The organism is Paenarthrobacter sp. JL.01a, from assembly GCF_025452095.1.
Taxonomy (GTDB): domain Bacteria; phylum Actinomycetota; class Actinomycetes; order Actinomycetales; family Micrococcaceae; genus Arthrobacter.
The window spans coordinates 3,765,183-3,780,509 of the sequence record NZ_CP104877.1; the positions used below are offsets into that span (position 1 = coordinate 3,765,183).

14 protein-coding genes are annotated in these 15,327 nt (G+C 64.1%); 7 read left to right on the forward strand and 7 right to left on the reverse strand.

Annotated features, from left to right (window positions below; all coding sequences use genetic code 11):
- The first annotated feature begins 142 nt into the window (after positions 1-142).
- Entirely contained in the window at positions 143-1,768 is a 1,626-nt protein-coding gene (gene purF / locus N5P29_RS17820) for an amidophosphoribosyltransferase (RefSeq protein ID WP_262276130.1), read from the forward strand.
- Positions 1,765-2,913 (forward strand): phosphoribosylformylglycinamidine cyclo-ligase, encoded by a 1,149-nt coding sequence (gene purM / locus N5P29_RS17825; protein WP_262276131.1) that lies wholly within the window; start codon positions 1,765-1,767, stop codon positions 2,911-2,913. The genes purF and purM overlap by 4 nt, the downstream gene beginning before the upstream one ends.
- A 157-nt stretch (positions 2,914-3,070) precedes the next feature.
- Here purM and N5P29_RS17830 read toward each other — a convergent pair whose 3' ends face one another.
- Entirely contained in the window at positions 3,071-3,841 is a 771-nt protein-coding gene (locus N5P29_RS17830; RefSeq protein ID WP_262276132.1) for a VOC family protein, read from the reverse strand.
- A gap of 180 nt (positions 3,842-4,021) precedes the next feature.
- A complete protein-coding gene (locus tag N5P29_RS17835) occupies positions 4,022-4,246 on the reverse strand; it encodes a DUF3073 domain-containing protein (RefSeq protein ID WP_011776148.1) in 225 nt (74 codons plus the stop codon).
- Between the two features lie 243 nt (positions 4,247-4,489).
- On the opposite strand from N5P29_RS17835, the gene N5P29_RS17840 reads away from it, so the two are divergent.
- Positions 4,490-5,416, forward strand: a complete 927-nt coding sequence (locus tag N5P29_RS17840; protein WP_262276133.1) for a septum formation family protein — start codon at positions 4,490-4,492, stop codon at positions 5,414-5,416.
- A gap of 12 nt (positions 5,417-5,428) precedes the next feature.
- On the opposite strand, the gene clpB is transcribed toward N5P29_RS17840, so the two are convergent.
- Positions 5,429-8,086 carry an ATP-dependent chaperone ClpB gene (gene clpB / locus N5P29_RS17845; RefSeq protein WP_262276134.1) on the reverse strand — a complete coding sequence of 886 codons (2,658 nt, stop codon included), beginning with the start codon at positions 8,084-8,086 and terminating at the stop codon, positions 5,429-5,431.
- 137 nt (positions 8,087-8,223) lie between these two features.
- Between clpB and N5P29_RS17850 the strand changes: the two genes are divergently transcribed.
- On the forward strand, positions 8,224-8,841 hold the full coding sequence (locus N5P29_RS17850; RefSeq protein WP_262276135.1) for an MSMEG_1061 family FMN-dependent PPOX-type flavoprotein: 618 nt from the start codon (positions 8,224-8,226) through the stop codon (positions 8,839-8,841).
- Between the two features lie 160 nt (positions 8,842-9,001).
- Here the strand turns inward: N5P29_RS17850 and N5P29_RS17855 are convergent, their stop codons facing one another.
- Genes N5P29_RS17855 through N5P29_RS17870 form a run of 4 tightly spaced genes read right to left on the reverse strand, consistent with a single transcriptional unit; the run spans position 9,002 to position 12,078 of the window.
- Entirely contained in the window at positions 9,002-10,072 is a 1,071-nt protein-coding gene (locus N5P29_RS17855) for a sulfate/molybdate ABC transporter ATP-binding protein (protein ID WP_262276136.1), read from the reverse strand.
- Positions 10,069-10,881 carry an ABC transporter permease gene (locus N5P29_RS17860; protein WP_262276137.1) on the reverse strand — a complete coding sequence of 271 codons (813 nt, stop codon included), beginning with the start codon at positions 10,879-10,881 and terminating at the stop codon, positions 10,069-10,071. Before N5P29_RS17860 ends, N5P29_RS17855 begins: the two co-directional genes overlap by 4 nt.
- 7 nt (positions 10,882-10,888) lie before the next feature.
- Positions 10,889-11,671 carry a molybdate ABC transporter substrate-binding protein gene (gene modA / locus N5P29_RS17865; RefSeq protein ID WP_262276138.1) on the reverse strand — a complete coding sequence of 261 codons (783 nt, stop codon included), beginning with the start codon at positions 11,669-11,671 and terminating at the stop codon, positions 10,889-10,891.
- Positions 11,668-12,078: a TOBE domain-containing protein gene (locus N5P29_RS17870; RefSeq protein WP_262276139.1), complete on the reverse strand. Its 411-nt coding sequence runs from the start codon at positions 12,076-12,078 to the stop codon at positions 11,668-11,670. Before N5P29_RS17870 ends, modA begins: the two co-directional genes overlap by 4 nt.
- 361 nt (positions 12,079-12,439) lie before the next feature.
- Between N5P29_RS17870 and N5P29_RS17875 the strand changes: the two genes are divergently transcribed.
- From N5P29_RS17875 to N5P29_RS17885, 3 genes are all read left to right on the forward strand, one after another.
- On the forward strand, positions 12,440-13,579 hold the full coding sequence (locus N5P29_RS17875) for a sensor histidine kinase (RefSeq protein ID WP_262276140.1): 1,140 nt from the start codon (positions 12,440-12,442) through the stop codon (positions 13,577-13,579).
- A 33-nt stretch (positions 13,580-13,612) separates the two neighbouring features.
- Positions 13,613-14,263 (forward strand): response regulator, encoded by a 651-nt coding sequence (locus N5P29_RS17880; protein ID WP_262276141.1) that lies wholly within the window; start codon positions 13,613-13,615, stop codon positions 14,261-14,263.
- An 89-nt stretch (positions 14,264-14,352) separates the two neighbouring features.
- Positions 14,353-15,234 (forward strand): hypothetical protein, encoded by an 882-nt coding sequence (locus N5P29_RS17885; RefSeq protein ID WP_262276142.1) that lies wholly within the window; start codon positions 14,353-14,355, stop codon positions 15,232-15,234.
- The last annotated feature ends 93 nt before the right edge of the window (positions 15,235-15,327 follow it).

Here is a 15,327-nt window from a genome sequence, read left to right on the forward strand (position 1 = left end):
CGCGCCCACCCCGCCCTTTTGCGGGGGAGCCAATGTGAGACACACCGCATTTTCGGCCCGACACGCCTGTTCCACGCCGCTACACGGGGTCACATAGGCTGCGGGGGAACGTACCACGCCCGCGACATGAGACAATCGACCAGTGGCACGTGGCGACGGAAAACTTTCTCATGATCTTCTCCCCGGCGAAAAAGGCCCCCAGGACGCTTGTGGCGTCTTCGGGGTTTGGGCTCCCGGTGAAGAAGTAGCAAAACTCACCTATTACGGGCTGTATGCGCTGCAGCACCGCGGACAAGAATCGGCTGGTATTGCTACCAGTGACGGCAAGCGCATCAACGTCTATAAGGACATGGGCCTTGTGTCCCAGGTGTTCGACGAGACAACCCTGAACACCCTTACCGGGCATCTGGCCGTTGGCCACTGCCGGTACTCCACCACCGGTGCGAGCCACTGGGCCAACGCGCAGCCGACCCTCGGTGCGACAGCAACCGGCACGGTTGCCCTGGCCCACAACGGCAACCTGACCAACACCGCTGAGCTCAGGGAAATGATCCTTGAGCGCAACGACGGCCAGCTGACCGGCGAGATGAAGCAGGGCAACACCTCCGACACCGCCCTGGTGACGGCCCTACTTGAAGGTGAAGAGGGCAAGACCCTGGAGCAGACGGCGCTGGAACTGCTGCCCAAGATCAAGGGTGGCTTCTGCTTTGTCTTCATGGATGAGGGAACCCTCTACGCAGCCCGTGACACCTACGGCATCCGCCCGCTGTGCCTCGGCCGCCTGGAGCGCGGCTGGGTTGTCGCCTCCGAGCAGGCCGGCCTGGCCACTGTCGGCGCCAGCTTCATCCGCGAGATCGAGCCCGGCGAGTTCATCGCCATCGACGAGGACGGCGTCCGTTCGCAGCGCTTCGCAGAGCCGACGCCGGCCGGCTGCGTGTTCGAGTACGTTTACCTTGCACGTCCCGACGCCGCCATTGCCGGCCGCTCGGTCTACGAGTCCCGCGTGGAGATGGGCCGCCAGTTGGCCCGCGAAAACACCCACGAGGCTGACCTTGTCATTCCGGTGCCCGAGTCCGGCACTCCCGCCGCTGTTGGCTATGCCGAACAGTCCGGGATTCCGTTCGCACACGGCTTCGTCAAGAACGCCTACGTTGGCCGTACCTTCATCCAGCCCTCACAGACGCTGCGCCAGCTCGGAATCCGGCTTAAGCTCAACGCCTTGGAATCGGTGATCCGCGGCAAGCGCATTGTGGTGGTGGATGACTCGATCGTCCGCGGCAACACCCAGCGCGCCATCGTTCGGATGCTCCGCGAAGCCGGAGCCAAAGAGGTCCACGTCAAGATCTCCTCTCCCCCGGTCCAGTGGCCTTGCTTCTACGGCATCGACTTCGCCTCCCGCGCGGAGCTGATCGCCAACGGTGCCACCATCGACGAGATCTCCCAGGCCATCGGCGCCGACTCGCTGGCCTACATCTCCGAAGACGGCATGATCGGTGCCACCCAGCAGCCGCGCGAACGCCTGTGTACCGCCTGCTTCACGGGCAAGTACCCGATCGAGCTGCCGCACGCGGACAAGCTGGGCAAGAACCTCTTGGAGCGCACCGACCTGGGTGGCCTCACCCCTGCTGAAGACTCCGTTGAAGAAACCGAGGATCCGGCCGAGAAGCCCGGTGCCACGGGCTGCGATCCCGGGCCTGACGCCGAATTCGAGAACCTCCTGACCGACGCTGATCGTTTGACCGACGCCGACAAGAAAGAGTCTGTATGACCTCCGCAACCCCCGCCGCTGACAACAACGCCGGCATCACCTACGCTTCGGCAGGTGTCGACGTCGAAGCGGGAGACCGCGCAGTCGAACTCATGAAGGGCGCCGTCAAGGCGACCCATAACTCATCGGTGATTGGCGGCGTCGGCGGTTTCGCTGGCCTGTACGACGTCTCCAAGCTCCTCACCTACAAGAAGCCGCTCCTGGCGACCTCCACCGACGGTGTTGGTACCAAGGTGGCCATTGCGCAGGCCATGGACATCCACGACACCATCGGTTTCGACCTGGTGGGCATGGTGGTGGACGACATCGTCGTAGTTGGCGCCGAGCCTCTCTACATGACGGACTACATCGCGTGCGGCAAGGTTGTTCCGGAGCGTATCGCTGACATTGTCCGCGGCATCGCTTCGGCTTGCTCCGTGGCCGGTACCGCCCTGGTGGGTGGCGAAACCGCTGAGCACCCGGGCCTCCTGGGTGAGCACGAATACGACGTCGCAGGTGCAGCCACCGGTGTTGTGGAAGCTGACGCACTGCTCGGCCCGGACCGCGTCCGCGCGGGCGACGTCGTGATCGGCATGGCGTCCTCCGGCCTGCACTCCAACGGTTACTCCCTGGTCCGCCGCGTCATCAACCACGCTGGTTGGGCACTGGACCGCCAGGTTTCCGAGCTTGGCCGCACGCTGGGTGAGGAACTTCTGGAGCCCACCCGCGTCTACGCCGCCGACTGCCTGGACCTGGCCCGCACGTTCCCGGTTTCCGCCGGAGCAGCTGTTCACGGCTTCAGCCACGTCACCGGTGGTGGCCTGGCCGCCAACCTGGCACGCGTCCTCCCGCAGGGCCTGGTTGCCACGGTTGACCGCGCCACGTGGGAGCTCCCCGCGATCTTCAAGCTGGTTTCCGAGCTGGGCAACGTCCCGTTGGCCGACCTGGAGCGCACGCTGAACCTCGGCGTGGGCATGGTTGCGATCGTTTCCCCGGAAGCTGCCGACGCCGCCGTTGCCCGCCTCAACGAGCGCGGCCTGCCGTCCTGGGTCATGGGTACGGTTTCGGAGAACTCGGACTCGATCGACAAGACCGGCCCGGATTACGTCCAGGGCGCCAAGGGTGTCGACGGCGGTGCGGTCCGTTTGGTGAACGCCTACGCCTAAGCGTCACCTTGCCTAAACGAAGCGGCCCGGCAGTTGGGATCAACTGCCGGGCCGCTTTGTCACTAACTCCCCAAGCTCTCCACTAACTCCCCATCTAGGGGACAGCACATGTTCTTATGGGGGCCCATTAGGGCATGTGCTGTCCCCTAGTTGGGTATTAGACCTGGATCAGGCTCAGGACCCCACCTTGCGGATCCATGATCGTGGCCAATGACCCGGCTTCGGGTTGGTCCTCGGGTTCCACCAGAAGCTCTCCCCCGGCCGCAACGGCTGCGTCGGCGGCCTTCCGGACATCAGCCACTCCAAAGTACACCTGCCACGCGGCGTCGTCGCCCTCCTCGGCAGGGACAATGCCGGCCACCTCATTGCCGGAAACCAGCAGCGTGCTGTAGCTGCCGCCGTCGTCCTGGGGGTATTCGGTGACCTCGTATCCGAAAAGCTGCTGGAGAAACGCGACGGCGGACTGGGGCTCAGGAGTGAGAAGTTCGGCCCATGCCAACGCACCGTGCTCGTTGTACAGGTGGCTGCCAATATGCGTTCCTGCCTGCCAGATCCCCGTGGCTCCTCCGCCGGCCGCCTCGATGAACGCCAGCACTCCCGTATCGGCGACAGCCTCCGGACCGAACTGGAGCTTGCCGCCGGCTTGGGCGGCGTCCTCGGCCACCTCTTCGGTGTCCGTCGCAGCCAGGTAGATATTCCACTGTCCGTGCGTCCCGGCCGATTCCTGCAGGGGGTTCTGCGGGGCGATCACTGCCACCAACTTGTCCTTCACGAACGCCTGCGCATAACTGCGTCCGTCCGGAGTGGGCAGGTCCTTGTACGACCACCCAAACAACTTCTGGTAGAAATCCTTGGCAGCCGCGACATCCCTGGTCTGCAGGTCCGCCCAGCAGGGCTCACCGCTGGCGTAGTGCTTTCTCGCAGTCATGCCATCCATCCTGTCACGTTGATGAAAGCAACATGCAAAAAGAACCCCCAGGGTACGCCAATGAACGGCGTGCCCTGGGGGCCCTTTTCAAAAGATGTACGGCATCCGGGGATGCGCGATGACCTTATGTACGACGGCGGTACGCAACTCAGTGCCAGCGGCACCTGTTGGTTACGACAGCTATCCGATACGGCGGGTGTCTACCTCGTCGTCATCATCTTCCGCGTACTTGTCCTCGTAGGCCGAATAGTCCGGCTCCGGGGGATCGTCGGGGAAGTGGCTCTTGACACGACTGGATGGACCCGTGAGCTCACGCTCAAGTGCCGAATAGTCAGTGTTCGGGGAGTAGTACTTGATGTCCCGAGCCTGCTTGGTAGCTTTTGCCTTTTGACGGCCGCGCCCCATGGCGTGACCCCCTTTTGTACTTGGACCGGAGGTGGTCACCTTGGCTATCGGTGAGGCCCCGGAATGTTTGGTCAATTTGTCGTATGTCTAGATTACATGCTTTCAGGGGTGCCTGTGCGCCATATCGACCCCAAGTCAGGGCCCCATGCCGCCAAAACCGGCCATACGCACCTCCAAGCTAACGGAAAATTGGGTAGAGTCGGGCTCAATGCGGCTCCACAGCAGGAAGGCACACCCGGGAATATGAGCCAGGACAACACCTCACCGCGTGATGGTTCACCACACGATCAGGGCAAGGCGGGTGCGTCCCCTGCGCCCGGAGCACCTCGCCCGGCACATGGCGAACAAGCTGAAGCAGCGCCGTCTACGCCGCCGTCGGGCCTCCAGCCGGACCCCGCACCGGAGCTCGATCCCGACTTCGTCCCGAACCCGGCGGAGCAACCTGATCCGGCGCTGCCCCCGGAAACCCATGCGGCAAACACAGACCCAGCGCCCGGCGGTGAGCCGAACTACCCGTGGCAGCTGCCTTATACGAACCAGCCGCGGCCGGGCCAGCCCTATACGGGCCAACCGTACCCGGGACAGGATGCAGGACAGCCTTACACGGGCCAGCCCTATCAAGGCCAGCAAACGGTCCAGGACTGGCAAGCGGAGCCGCACGGTGACCACGTCAAGCGTCAGCGCTTGGTCATTGGCGGAATCGTTGTCGGTGTCTTGGTTCTCATTGGCGTGGTGATTTGGGTTCTCCTCAACCTGCTTGGCAACCGGCCGGAAGCCAGTGTGGCGAGCCCCAGTGCCTCGGCAACGCTTGGCCCGCTCCCCCGCGACACGAACGCGAAGGACTTCCAGATAGGCGATTGCTTCGCCAGCTTCGACCCCAAAGCCAGCGAGGCCAGGGCGGTTGCCTGCGACACTGAACATTCAGCCCAGCTCGGCGCAGTGTTCAGCTATGGCGCTGACGAGTCCTTCCCGGGCGCCAATGCCCTGCGGGACAAGGGCCGGGAAGTGTGCAAGACCGTGAAGCTCAACGATGCGGCCGCCAACTACGTGCTGCTCCAGCAGAACGTGTACCCCAGCAGTTCCAGCTGGGACCGTGGCGACCGCCGCGTCGATTGCTTCATCGTGGTGGACTCCGGCAATACCATCAAGGAAGACCTCCTCGAGAAGTAGTGCCGGACCGTCCTACTTCCGGCGGACGGTGAGGCCCGTACCTGCGGGAGCGCCGCCGTCGGCGTTTGACAACGCTTCCAAACCGTCGATGGTGAGTTCGTCCAGGTCGGCCGCAGTATCGACCAGCACGGTATCGCCGTCGCTGATTTCGCCGGCCAGGATTTCCTTGGCCAGGCGGTCGCCGATCTCGCGCTGGACCAGTCGACGCAGAGGCCGGGCACCGTACGCGGGATCGTAGCCGGACATGGCCAGCCACGCACGGGCACCATCAGTGACTTCGAGCGTGAGCCGCCGGTCCCGGAGCCGCCTGCTGAGCTCGTCGACATGCAGCTCCACGATCCGCGCCAGTTCCTCAACGGACAGCGGTTCGAAGAGCACGATCTCGTCCAAGCGGTTCAGGAACTCCGGCTTGAACGACGCCTGGACCACGGCCATGACGGCTTCCCGCTTTGCTTTGGCATCCAGCGACGGATCCACCAGGAACTGGCTGCCCGAGTTGGACGTCAGCACAAGGATGGTGTTCCGGAAGTCCACGGTGCGGCCTTGCCCATCGGTGAGGCGGCCGTCGTCGAGAACCTGCAGGAGGATGTCGAACACCTCAGGGTGGGCCTTCTCAACCTCGTCCAGCAGCACCACGGAGTACGGCCGGCGTCGGACAGCCTCGGTGAGCTGGCCACCCTCTTCGTAGCCCACATATCCCGGAGGGGCACCCACCAGGCGGGCCACAGCGTGCTTCTCGCTGTATTCGGACATATCGATCCGGATCATGGCTCGTTCGTCGTCAAACAGGAAGTCAGCCAAGGCCTTCGCCAGCTCTGTCTTACCAACGCCGGTGGGGCCCAGGAACAGGAACGAACCAGTGGGCCGGTTGGGGTCGCTGATCCCCGCACGGGCACGGCGGACGGCGTCGGACACGGCCTGTACCGCCTTGCTCTGTCCAATCAGGCGCTTGCCGAGCTCTTCTTCCATATGCAGCAGCTTCTGGGACTCACCCTGGAGCATGCGGCCGGCCGGGATACCCGTCCAGGCAGAAATGACCTCGGCGATGTCGTCGGCAGTGACTTCCTCTGCCACCATCAGGTCCGGCTTCGATTCGCCGCGAGCTGACTCCTCCTCGGCAGCGGCGCTCAACTCCCGTTCCAAGGCGGGCAGCTCGCCGTACAAAATCCGCGACGCCGATTCGAGGTCGCCTTCGCGTTGGTGCTTGTCCGCAGCCGAGCGCAGTTCATCGATCCTGGCCTTCAGGTCACCCACACGGTTCAGTCCGGCCTTCTCGGCCTCCCAGCGCGCGTTGAGGGCGTTGAGCTCTTCCTTCTTGTCCGCCATGTCGGCGCGGAGCGCGGCAAGCCGCTCAACTGAAGCGGGATCGGTTTCGTTCTGGAGGGCCAGTTCTTCCATGGTCAAACGGTCGACGGCGCGGCGGAGCTGGTCGATCTCTTCAGGCGCCGAATCGATCTCCATGCGGAGCCTGGACGCGGCCTCATCCACCAGGTCGATGGCCTTGTCAGGCAGCTGGCGCCCCGAGATGTAGCGGTTGGACAGCGTGGCTGCAGCCACCAGCGCCGAGTCGGCGATGGCTACCTTGTGGTGCGCCTCGTAGCGCTCCTTGAGGCCTCGGAGGATGCCGATGGTGTCTTCAACGCTCGGCTCTCCCACGTAGACCTGCTGGAAGCGGCGCTCCAGGGCAGGGTCCTTCTCGATGTTCTCGCGGTACTCATCCAAGGTGGTGGCACCGATCAGGCGGAGTTCCCCGCGGGCCAGCATGGGCTTGAGCATGTTTCCGGCGTCCATGGCGCTCTCGCCCGTGGCGCCAGCGCCAACAACGGTGTGGATCTCGTCAATGAACGTGACAATCTGCCCGTTGGAGTTCTTGATTTCCTCCAGGACGGCCTTCAGGCGCTCCTCGAATTCGCCTCGGTACTTTGCGCCAGCCACCATGGAGGCGAGATCCAAGGCGATGAGCGTCTTGCCGCGCAGGCTCTCCGGGACGTCGCCGGCCACCATCCGCTGCGCGAGGCCCTCGACGACGGCGGTCTTGCCAACGCCGGGCTCACCGATCAACACCGGGTTGTTCTTGGTACGGCGGCTCAGAACCTGGACGACGCGGCGGATCTCGCTGTCACGCCCGATCACGGGGTCCAGCTTGCCGGAGCGGGCCACCGCAGTCAGGTCCGTGCCGAACTTCTCCAAGGCCTGGAAGGTGTTTTCCGGATCCGGGGAATTGACGTTCCTGTCACCGCGGACACCCGGCAAGGCGGCGAGAAGCGCCTCATGGGAGGCACCGGCGTCGCGCATTAACTTCCCGACGGCGTCACTTCCGGCCGAGAGCCCCAGCAGTAGGTGCTCGGTGGAGACGAAGGAGTCGCCGAGTTTGTCGGCCTCGTTCTGGGCGGCCTGGATGGCCTGCAGTGACTGCCGCGACAACTGCGCCTGCTGCACCGAGGCACCAGACGATGACGGAAGGGCCTTGATGGCCGAGCTCGCCTGGACACTCACGGCATCGGGATCGGCTCCCGTGGCACGCAACAGGGCAACAGCGACGCCCTCCCGCTGGTCCATGAGGGCCTTCAGCAGATGGGCGGGTTCCACTTGGGGATTTCCCGCGGTTGATGCGTTCATGGCGGCCGCAGAAAGGGCCTCCTGGCTTTTGGTAGTGAATTTGACGTCCAAAGAGAGCTCCCTTTCTGGAGAGTGACCAATACTTTCAAAGTTGAGTCTACTACGCTCAAGTTTGATTTGGTGGTCACTTGTTCCATGTTTGCCCACGGCGAAACCCATGTCCATAGCTGCGCGGTTAGGCTGGGGCCATGGACACGATTTCCTCCGCCGCTGAACTCGAAGACCTGATCGGATTGCCCCTTGAACGGACGCGCAAGAAGGTGCGGACCTCGCTTAGCGACTTCGACCGGCAATGGCTCGCCGCCAGCCCTTTCTGCGTCCTCTCGACGACGGATGCGCAGGGCCGCGTGGATGCCTCCCCCAAGGGTGATCCGGCCGGCTTCATCCACGTCATTGACGAGCACACCATCGCCATCCCGGAACGCCCCGGCAACAAGCTAGCCTTCGGTTTCCACAACATCCTGGAGAACCCGAACGTAGGGATCCTCTCCGTAGTCCCGGGCCGCACCGACACCCTGCGAATCAACGGCACAGCTCGAATTGTGCGTGACGCCGACTTCTTCGATCAGATGGTGGTCAAGGGACACCGGCCCCGTGCCGCCGTCGTGGTTTCGGTGGAGGAAGTCTTCACGCACTGCGGCAAGGCCTTCATGCGCAGCGGCCTGTGGCAGCCGGAAACGTGGGAACCCGAAGACCTTCCGAGCATCGCTGTGCTCGCCCAGGCGTACACCCAGCCGGAGACGCCGCTGGAAGATCTCGAGACCTACTACGGGCCGTCCTATGCGGAGCGGATGTACCGGGAGTAGCGGGGAACCTGCCCTAGGCTTGCACCATCAGGCAACAGCCTGCTGTGCCGTTAACGAACGAAAGACCCGACTGGCATCGGGTCTTTGTTCTGAGCGGTTCGCTCATTGGTGCGGTAAGAGGGCCATAGAACCTCAAACGCCACACTTTGAGTTTATGGCCCTACGCCGGGTACACCGACACCAGCGCGGACTTCACCACGAACCGCACCTCCATGCCGGGAGCCAGGCCGAGGTCCGCCGAGGCCGCTGGCGTGACGTCGGCGGACAGCGCGCTGCCCTCCCCCGGACTGGCCCGGACCCGGATCTGGTCGCCGTGCGGTTCGAGGTCCGTGATGGTCACCGGGAAGGAATTGCGCGGGCTTCCGTGGACATCGCCGAGGAAGACGGAAACGCTCGACGGCGGGAACGCCGCCACGCCTGCCTGACCTGGCACAGGTGACCAGTCGGGATCGTGCTGCCCGGCGAAAACCCGGCCATCCGGCGTCGTAATTCCCTCCCGGCTGAGGGACCCGGTGACGAGATTCAGGCCGGCGAGTCCGGCCGCGAAGTGGCTTCTGGGCCGTTCCAGGACTTGGCGGGTGGGGCCTTCCTCCACGATGCGCCCGTCTTCCACCACTATCACGCGGTGTGCCAGCATGTAGGCGTCCAGGACGTCGTGCGTGACGATGATGGCCTTCCTGCCTTCGAGCACGCGTTTCAGGACCCGGCGGAGCATGGGCGCTGCATGGATGTCCAGGGCAGACATTGGTTCGTCGAGGAGGAGCAATTCCGGCTCGGCCGCCAGGGCTCGAGCTACGGCCACGCGTTGGGCCTGGCCTCCGGAAAGCTGGGCCGGCTTCCTGCCTGCCAGCGTCAACGCGTCAACTTCGGCCAGCCAATGCCGGGCAGCTTCCCGGGCAACGACCCTGGAGCCACCTGCACTGCGGGGGCCGAACGCGACGTTGTCCAACGCACTCAGGTGCGGAAACAGCAGTGCCTCCTGGGCCAAAAGGGCGATGCCGCGAAGGTGTGGCGGGTCCCATTGGCGGGTACCGGCGTCGAGCTTGAACAGCTGGCGCCGGTCAATCGAGGCGGAGCCGGAGTCTGGCCGCAACAGTCCGGCGATCACCCCCAGCAACGTCGACTTGCCGGCACCGTTGGGACCGAGAATTGCCACGGTTTCGCCGTCTCCGATACTGAGGGACATCTCGAAATTCCTGGCCTTCAGGCTGGCACGCATCTCGAAGCTCACGGCTGGACCGCCTCTGGTGCACGTCGCCGGCCGCCATAACTGAGGCCCACCACCGCGACTGCCACGGCAACCAGGACCAGGGACAGCGCAACGGCGGCATCGGCGTCGGTCTCGCGCTGCAGGTAGATCTCCAACGGCAGCGTACGGGTGACGCCTTCCAGGCTGCCCGCGAACGTCAGCGTCGCGCCGAACTCACCCAGACTGCGCGCGAATGACAACACCGCCCCGGACGCCAACCCCGGCAGGACCAAGGGAAGGGTGACGCGGCGAAGCACCGTGGTGGGCTTGGCCCCGAGCGTCGCAGCCACGGCTTCATACCTGCTTCCCGCCGACCTCAAGGCGCCCTCCAAACTGACCACCAGGAACGGCAGGGCGACAAACGTTTGGGCCAGGACCACCGCGGTGGTCGTAAACGCGATCTGCAGACCGGCCAGCTCCAGCGACTTCCCCAAAAGGCCCTGCCGCCCGAAGGTATACAGCAGCGCAATCCCGCCAACCACCGGCGGCAGCACCAGTGGGAGGAGCACAAAGGACCTGAGGAGTTTCTGGCCAGGGAACTCACCCCGTGCAAGCACGAGGGCCAGCGGGACACCCAGCACAATGCAGAGAGCCGTGCTGGCGGCAGAAGTCCGCAGGCTCAGGGCCAGGGCTGCGAGGGACGACTCGGACGTGATCAGGGGGATGAACTGGGGCCAATTCACGCGCAGCAGCATCGCCGCCAGCGGAAGGATCACCAGAAGGCCACCCACTGCTGCCACGGCATGGATCCATCGCGGAATGCCGTGATAGCCGGTGGTGGTGGTCTTCATATTCTCCCTACGGTGTGCCGAAACCAGCGTCGCCCAGGACCTGCTTGCCCTTGTCCCCGGTAACCGTGGCAATGAAGGCCGCCGCCAGCGCCTTGTTCTTGCTGGAGCCTACCGTGGCAATCGGATAGGTGTTGACCGCCTTGTCCGATTCGACGAACGGGATGCCCTTCACCTTGTCCCCGGCTCCCTTCACATCGGTGATGTACACCAAGCCCGCGTCCGCTTCACCGGAGCTGACCTTCCCCAGGACATCCGTGACGGACGACTCCTCGCTGACCGGGCTCAGCGTGGTTCCGGAGGCTTTCTCGACGGCGTCGGTTGCGGCGCCGCACGGCACCTGGCTTGCGCAGGTGACCACTTTGACGCCCGGCTTTGCCAGGTCCGCGAAAGAAGCGATCGACGCCGGATTGCCGGGTGGGACAGCGATCTCCAGGACGTTGGTGGCGAAGTTGGTGGCAGCGCCCTCCACGAGGTTCGCATCAGCCAGTTTGGACATGTTCTTGGTGTCGGCGGAGGCGAACACATCCGCCGGGGCGCCCTGGGTGATCTGCGTGACCAGGTCGGAGGAGCCAGCGAAGCTCAGCTTCACTTTTGTGCCCGGGTTGGCTGCCTCGAAGTCCTTGGCCAGCTGCGTGAAGGTTCCTTTGAGGGACGCAGCAGCGAAGACGGTGATTTCGCCTGAAGGTGAGGTGCTTTGTTGCGACGTTGGGCTCGCCCCTGGGGCGCATCCCGCCACGCTCGATGCCAATGCCCCGGCCAGCAGCACTGCAGTAAGGGGTTTGAGGTTCATATGATGCTCTTTGCCTGGGGTGTTTCGATGATGACGGTGGTGGCCTTGACCACGGCGGTGGCCACTGATCCAAGCTCAAGCCCGAGTTCCCGCACGGCCTCGCTGCTCATGAGGGACACCACGCGGAACGGACCACACTGGAGCTCCACCTGCGCCATGACCTTGTCGGCCGTGATCCCCGTAACCAAGCCGATGAAGCGGTTCCGGGCTGAACTGCCCGGGCGCGAGGGGTCGTCCGGGAGGTGTGATTGGTCGCGGGCAAGCGTGGCAAGTTCCAGTCCATCCACTGCGAGGCGCCCTGCCGGATCTTTCTGCGGCGTGAGCGTCCCGTTCTCCGTCCAACGCCTCACGGTGTCGTCACTGACACCCAGGAAGCGGGCGGCCTCGGAAATTCGTATTTGCGGCATGGATTGATTCTAGTTCCGAATTTGCGCATGAAAGAAGCACCTGCGCCCGCAAACGCAATGTGACTTTCGGTTGGTGAGTGGACGTCGGCTCTGGCCGGAGTCGTGGCGTCGGGTTGCGCTGGCGCACCTGGGGACGCCTGACGCACCCTTTCCGCGCATGGGGCGCACCCCTTGCCGCGGAATGCACCCGTAAGCTCTGGCGCGCAGGGCGGAAAAGGGTGCGGGCCGGGGCCGAAGCTGCGGCCCGGCGTCGTCGTTTCCTCGCCAACGCCTCCGCACCTCGGACGAACTTGCTCCCCCACCCGGATGAACCTGGGCCAAACAACGCGAAAGCCCGGGCAGCCCACCCTAGGGTTGAAGCATGACCCCACGAATCCGGGCGCTCCGCCCCGCAGCCGCACCGTTGGCGGGCCTTGGCATGCTCGTGGCACTCATGATTCTCGAGGAGCGCAACTTCGATTCGGCGAGCGCCCTGCTGGTGGCGCTGGCTGCCGCTGTTGCTGCCGCTGAACTGATCCCTGTCCCGGCCGTGATCTTCGCCTTCGCTGCCTTGGGTTTCCAGGCCTTTGGCATCTTTCCGGATCTCATGTTGTCCGGCGCCACCCCCTATGTTTGCCTGCCTGTGCTCTTCTTTTTCGCGGCTCTCGGCTGGGACGAACCTCAACGTTGGCCCCTGCCCGTTGCTACGGTGACCGCCGCCGGGCTGGTCACCTTGAACTGGTTTGCCGACGTCACTTGGATCAACTTCGTATTCGGAAAGCAGCTCGCCGAAGCCGGGACACTGAGGATTGCTGTCTACGCCTTCCTGGTATTCGCGGCATTCTCTGCCCTCAACCTCGCAGGTTGGGCTGCCGCTGCGTCGATCCGCCAGGCCGCTGCCAACCGGCTGGCCAAGGAACAGGCTGAAACACAGCTCGAATCTACTGCCAGTGCCTTGGTGATCGAACAGGAGCGCAACAGGATCGCCCGCGAGCTGCACGACGTCCTGGCACACTCCCTCGCCGTCATCACAGCGCAGGCCGAGGGTATCCGCTACGTCCACAGGAGCGAGCCGGAACTCGTGGAGGAAGCGGCGCAGGTCATCGCGTCCTCGGCAAGGAGTGCCCTTCAGGAAACCCGGCGGCTCGTTCAAAGCTTCGGTTCCGAGCTGGAAGGCCCTGCCCCTGGAGCCGCTGAGCTACCCGTATTGGTCCACCACTTGCAGAGCAGCGGTATGCCCGTTGAGCTGCAGACGAGCGGGCTGGAAGGGTTGTCGCCGGTAAGAGGATCTCACCGTGTACAGAATTGTGCAGGAAAGCCTCACGAACGCGTTCAAGCACGGCGACCGGACCGCCGGCGCAGTGGTGACCGTCGCCCGCGACGGCAGCGGCCTGCGCCTGAAGGTCCGGTCAAGGCTGGCCGACGGCGGCGCGGAAGTGCCGCCGTCGGGAACCGGACGCGGCATCCCGGGGATGCGGGAACGCGCGACGGCGGCAGGCGGGCAACTCACGACGGCCACTAACGGTCAGCTCTTCGAAGTGGAGGCAATCCTGCCATGAACGAAACACCTATCCGCGTTGCTTTGGTGGACGACCAGCCCCTGTTCAGCGCCGGCCTGAAGATGATCTTGCGCAGCCAGCCGGATCTAGACCTCGTGGGTGAGGCCACCGACGGTGAGCAGGCCGTTGAACTTGCGGGAGCCGTGGAGCCCGACGTCATGCTGATGGACATTCGGATGCCGGTCATGGACGGGATCACGGCCACCCGGCGCATCACCGAAGGCAAGGCAGGGACCAAGGTCATCGTGCTTACCACGATCCAGCACGACGAAGCCGTTGTCCGCGCCATCCAGGCAGGTGCCGGTGGTTTCCTCACCAAGGATGCGACACCGGAGTTCCTGCTGGCCACCATCCGCACCGTTCACTCGGGCCATGCGGTCATGGCGCCTTCGGCCACCAATGAACTGCTCAGGGACTACACCACTCCCGCGGAGTCGAACACTGCTGTCCTGGCGCCATTGTCAGCCCGTGAGCAGGACGTGTTCATGCTCGCAGCGCAGGGTCTGGCCAATGGGGAGATCGCCGCGTCCCTGGTGCTCAGTGATGCCACTGTGAAGTCCCACATCGGGAACATTTTGTCCAAGCTCAACCTCAAAAACCGTATCCAATTGGTCGCGTTCGCTTACCAGAACAAGCTGATCGCCTGAATTTCCCAGCTCCAACCAGGCCCTGGAAGCACCAGGGTCAGCCACCGCATTGCCAAAAACCGACGATAATTCGTCATGAAGGAGAAACAGTGAAAAAGAAGACTATTGGGGCACTGATCCTTGCCGCTGGCGCAGCTGCAACATTGGCGGCCGCTGCCACTCCGGGAGTTTCCTCCATGCTGACCAAGCCCGCGGACCATCCTGTATCCGGGACCACCCTCGCCGCGGAGCAGTTTGCCTCGGCGGACCCGGTGGCCGAAAAGGGAGTGGCAGAAGCCGTCCGGCGGTGCATGGCCAAGGCCGGTTACGACTACACGCCCGTATCCGCAGGGCAGCAGTCCGTGGATCTCAAGAACTACGTGGGATTCGATACGCTCACGGTTGAGGCTGCACGGATTTCCGGCTACGCCTCGTCCAAGCCCAAGGGGCCAGGTGAGCCTGCCCCGGACTCCACTCTGGGAAAGCTCATGGCCGATCCCGGCTTTCAGCAGGCCCTGCACGGAGGCGGGAACCCCGAACAGAATGTGGTCCAGTCCTCGGCCGGGACAGGGATGCTCTGGGGAGGGTGCACGGCGGAGGGGGTCACCGCGATCTATGGGAATGCCGACAACTACATGAGGGCCACCGGGTTGGCTTTCAACTCCCTGATGGTCGCCACCAACGCTGCCGGCCAGGATCCGGAGATCCAGGCGGCTGTGAACTCCTGGAAAGAATGCATGTCCACCACAGCGTTCCCCTACAGCCACCCCGGCGAAGCAGTCTCTGCCGGTCTCGAGGCAGGAGGCCAGAAGGAACTGAAAATCGCCGTCACGGATGCCACTTGCCGCCAGAGCACAGGGTTCGATGAGAAGATCACCGCAGTGCTGGATAAATACCTGACAACGCGGATGAAAGAGCTGGAGCCCGAGGTGGAGGCTGTCAAGCAGATCCGCGCCGACGCCTCGGCCAAGGCGAAGGTTCTGCTGGGCTAATCCGGCCCCCGAAACCATTCAGTAAGCTTTAGCCATGGCTCCCCGGATGCCGCCGCAGTACCCTGTTCGAGGGAGAGAGTCTCAGGCGCGAAG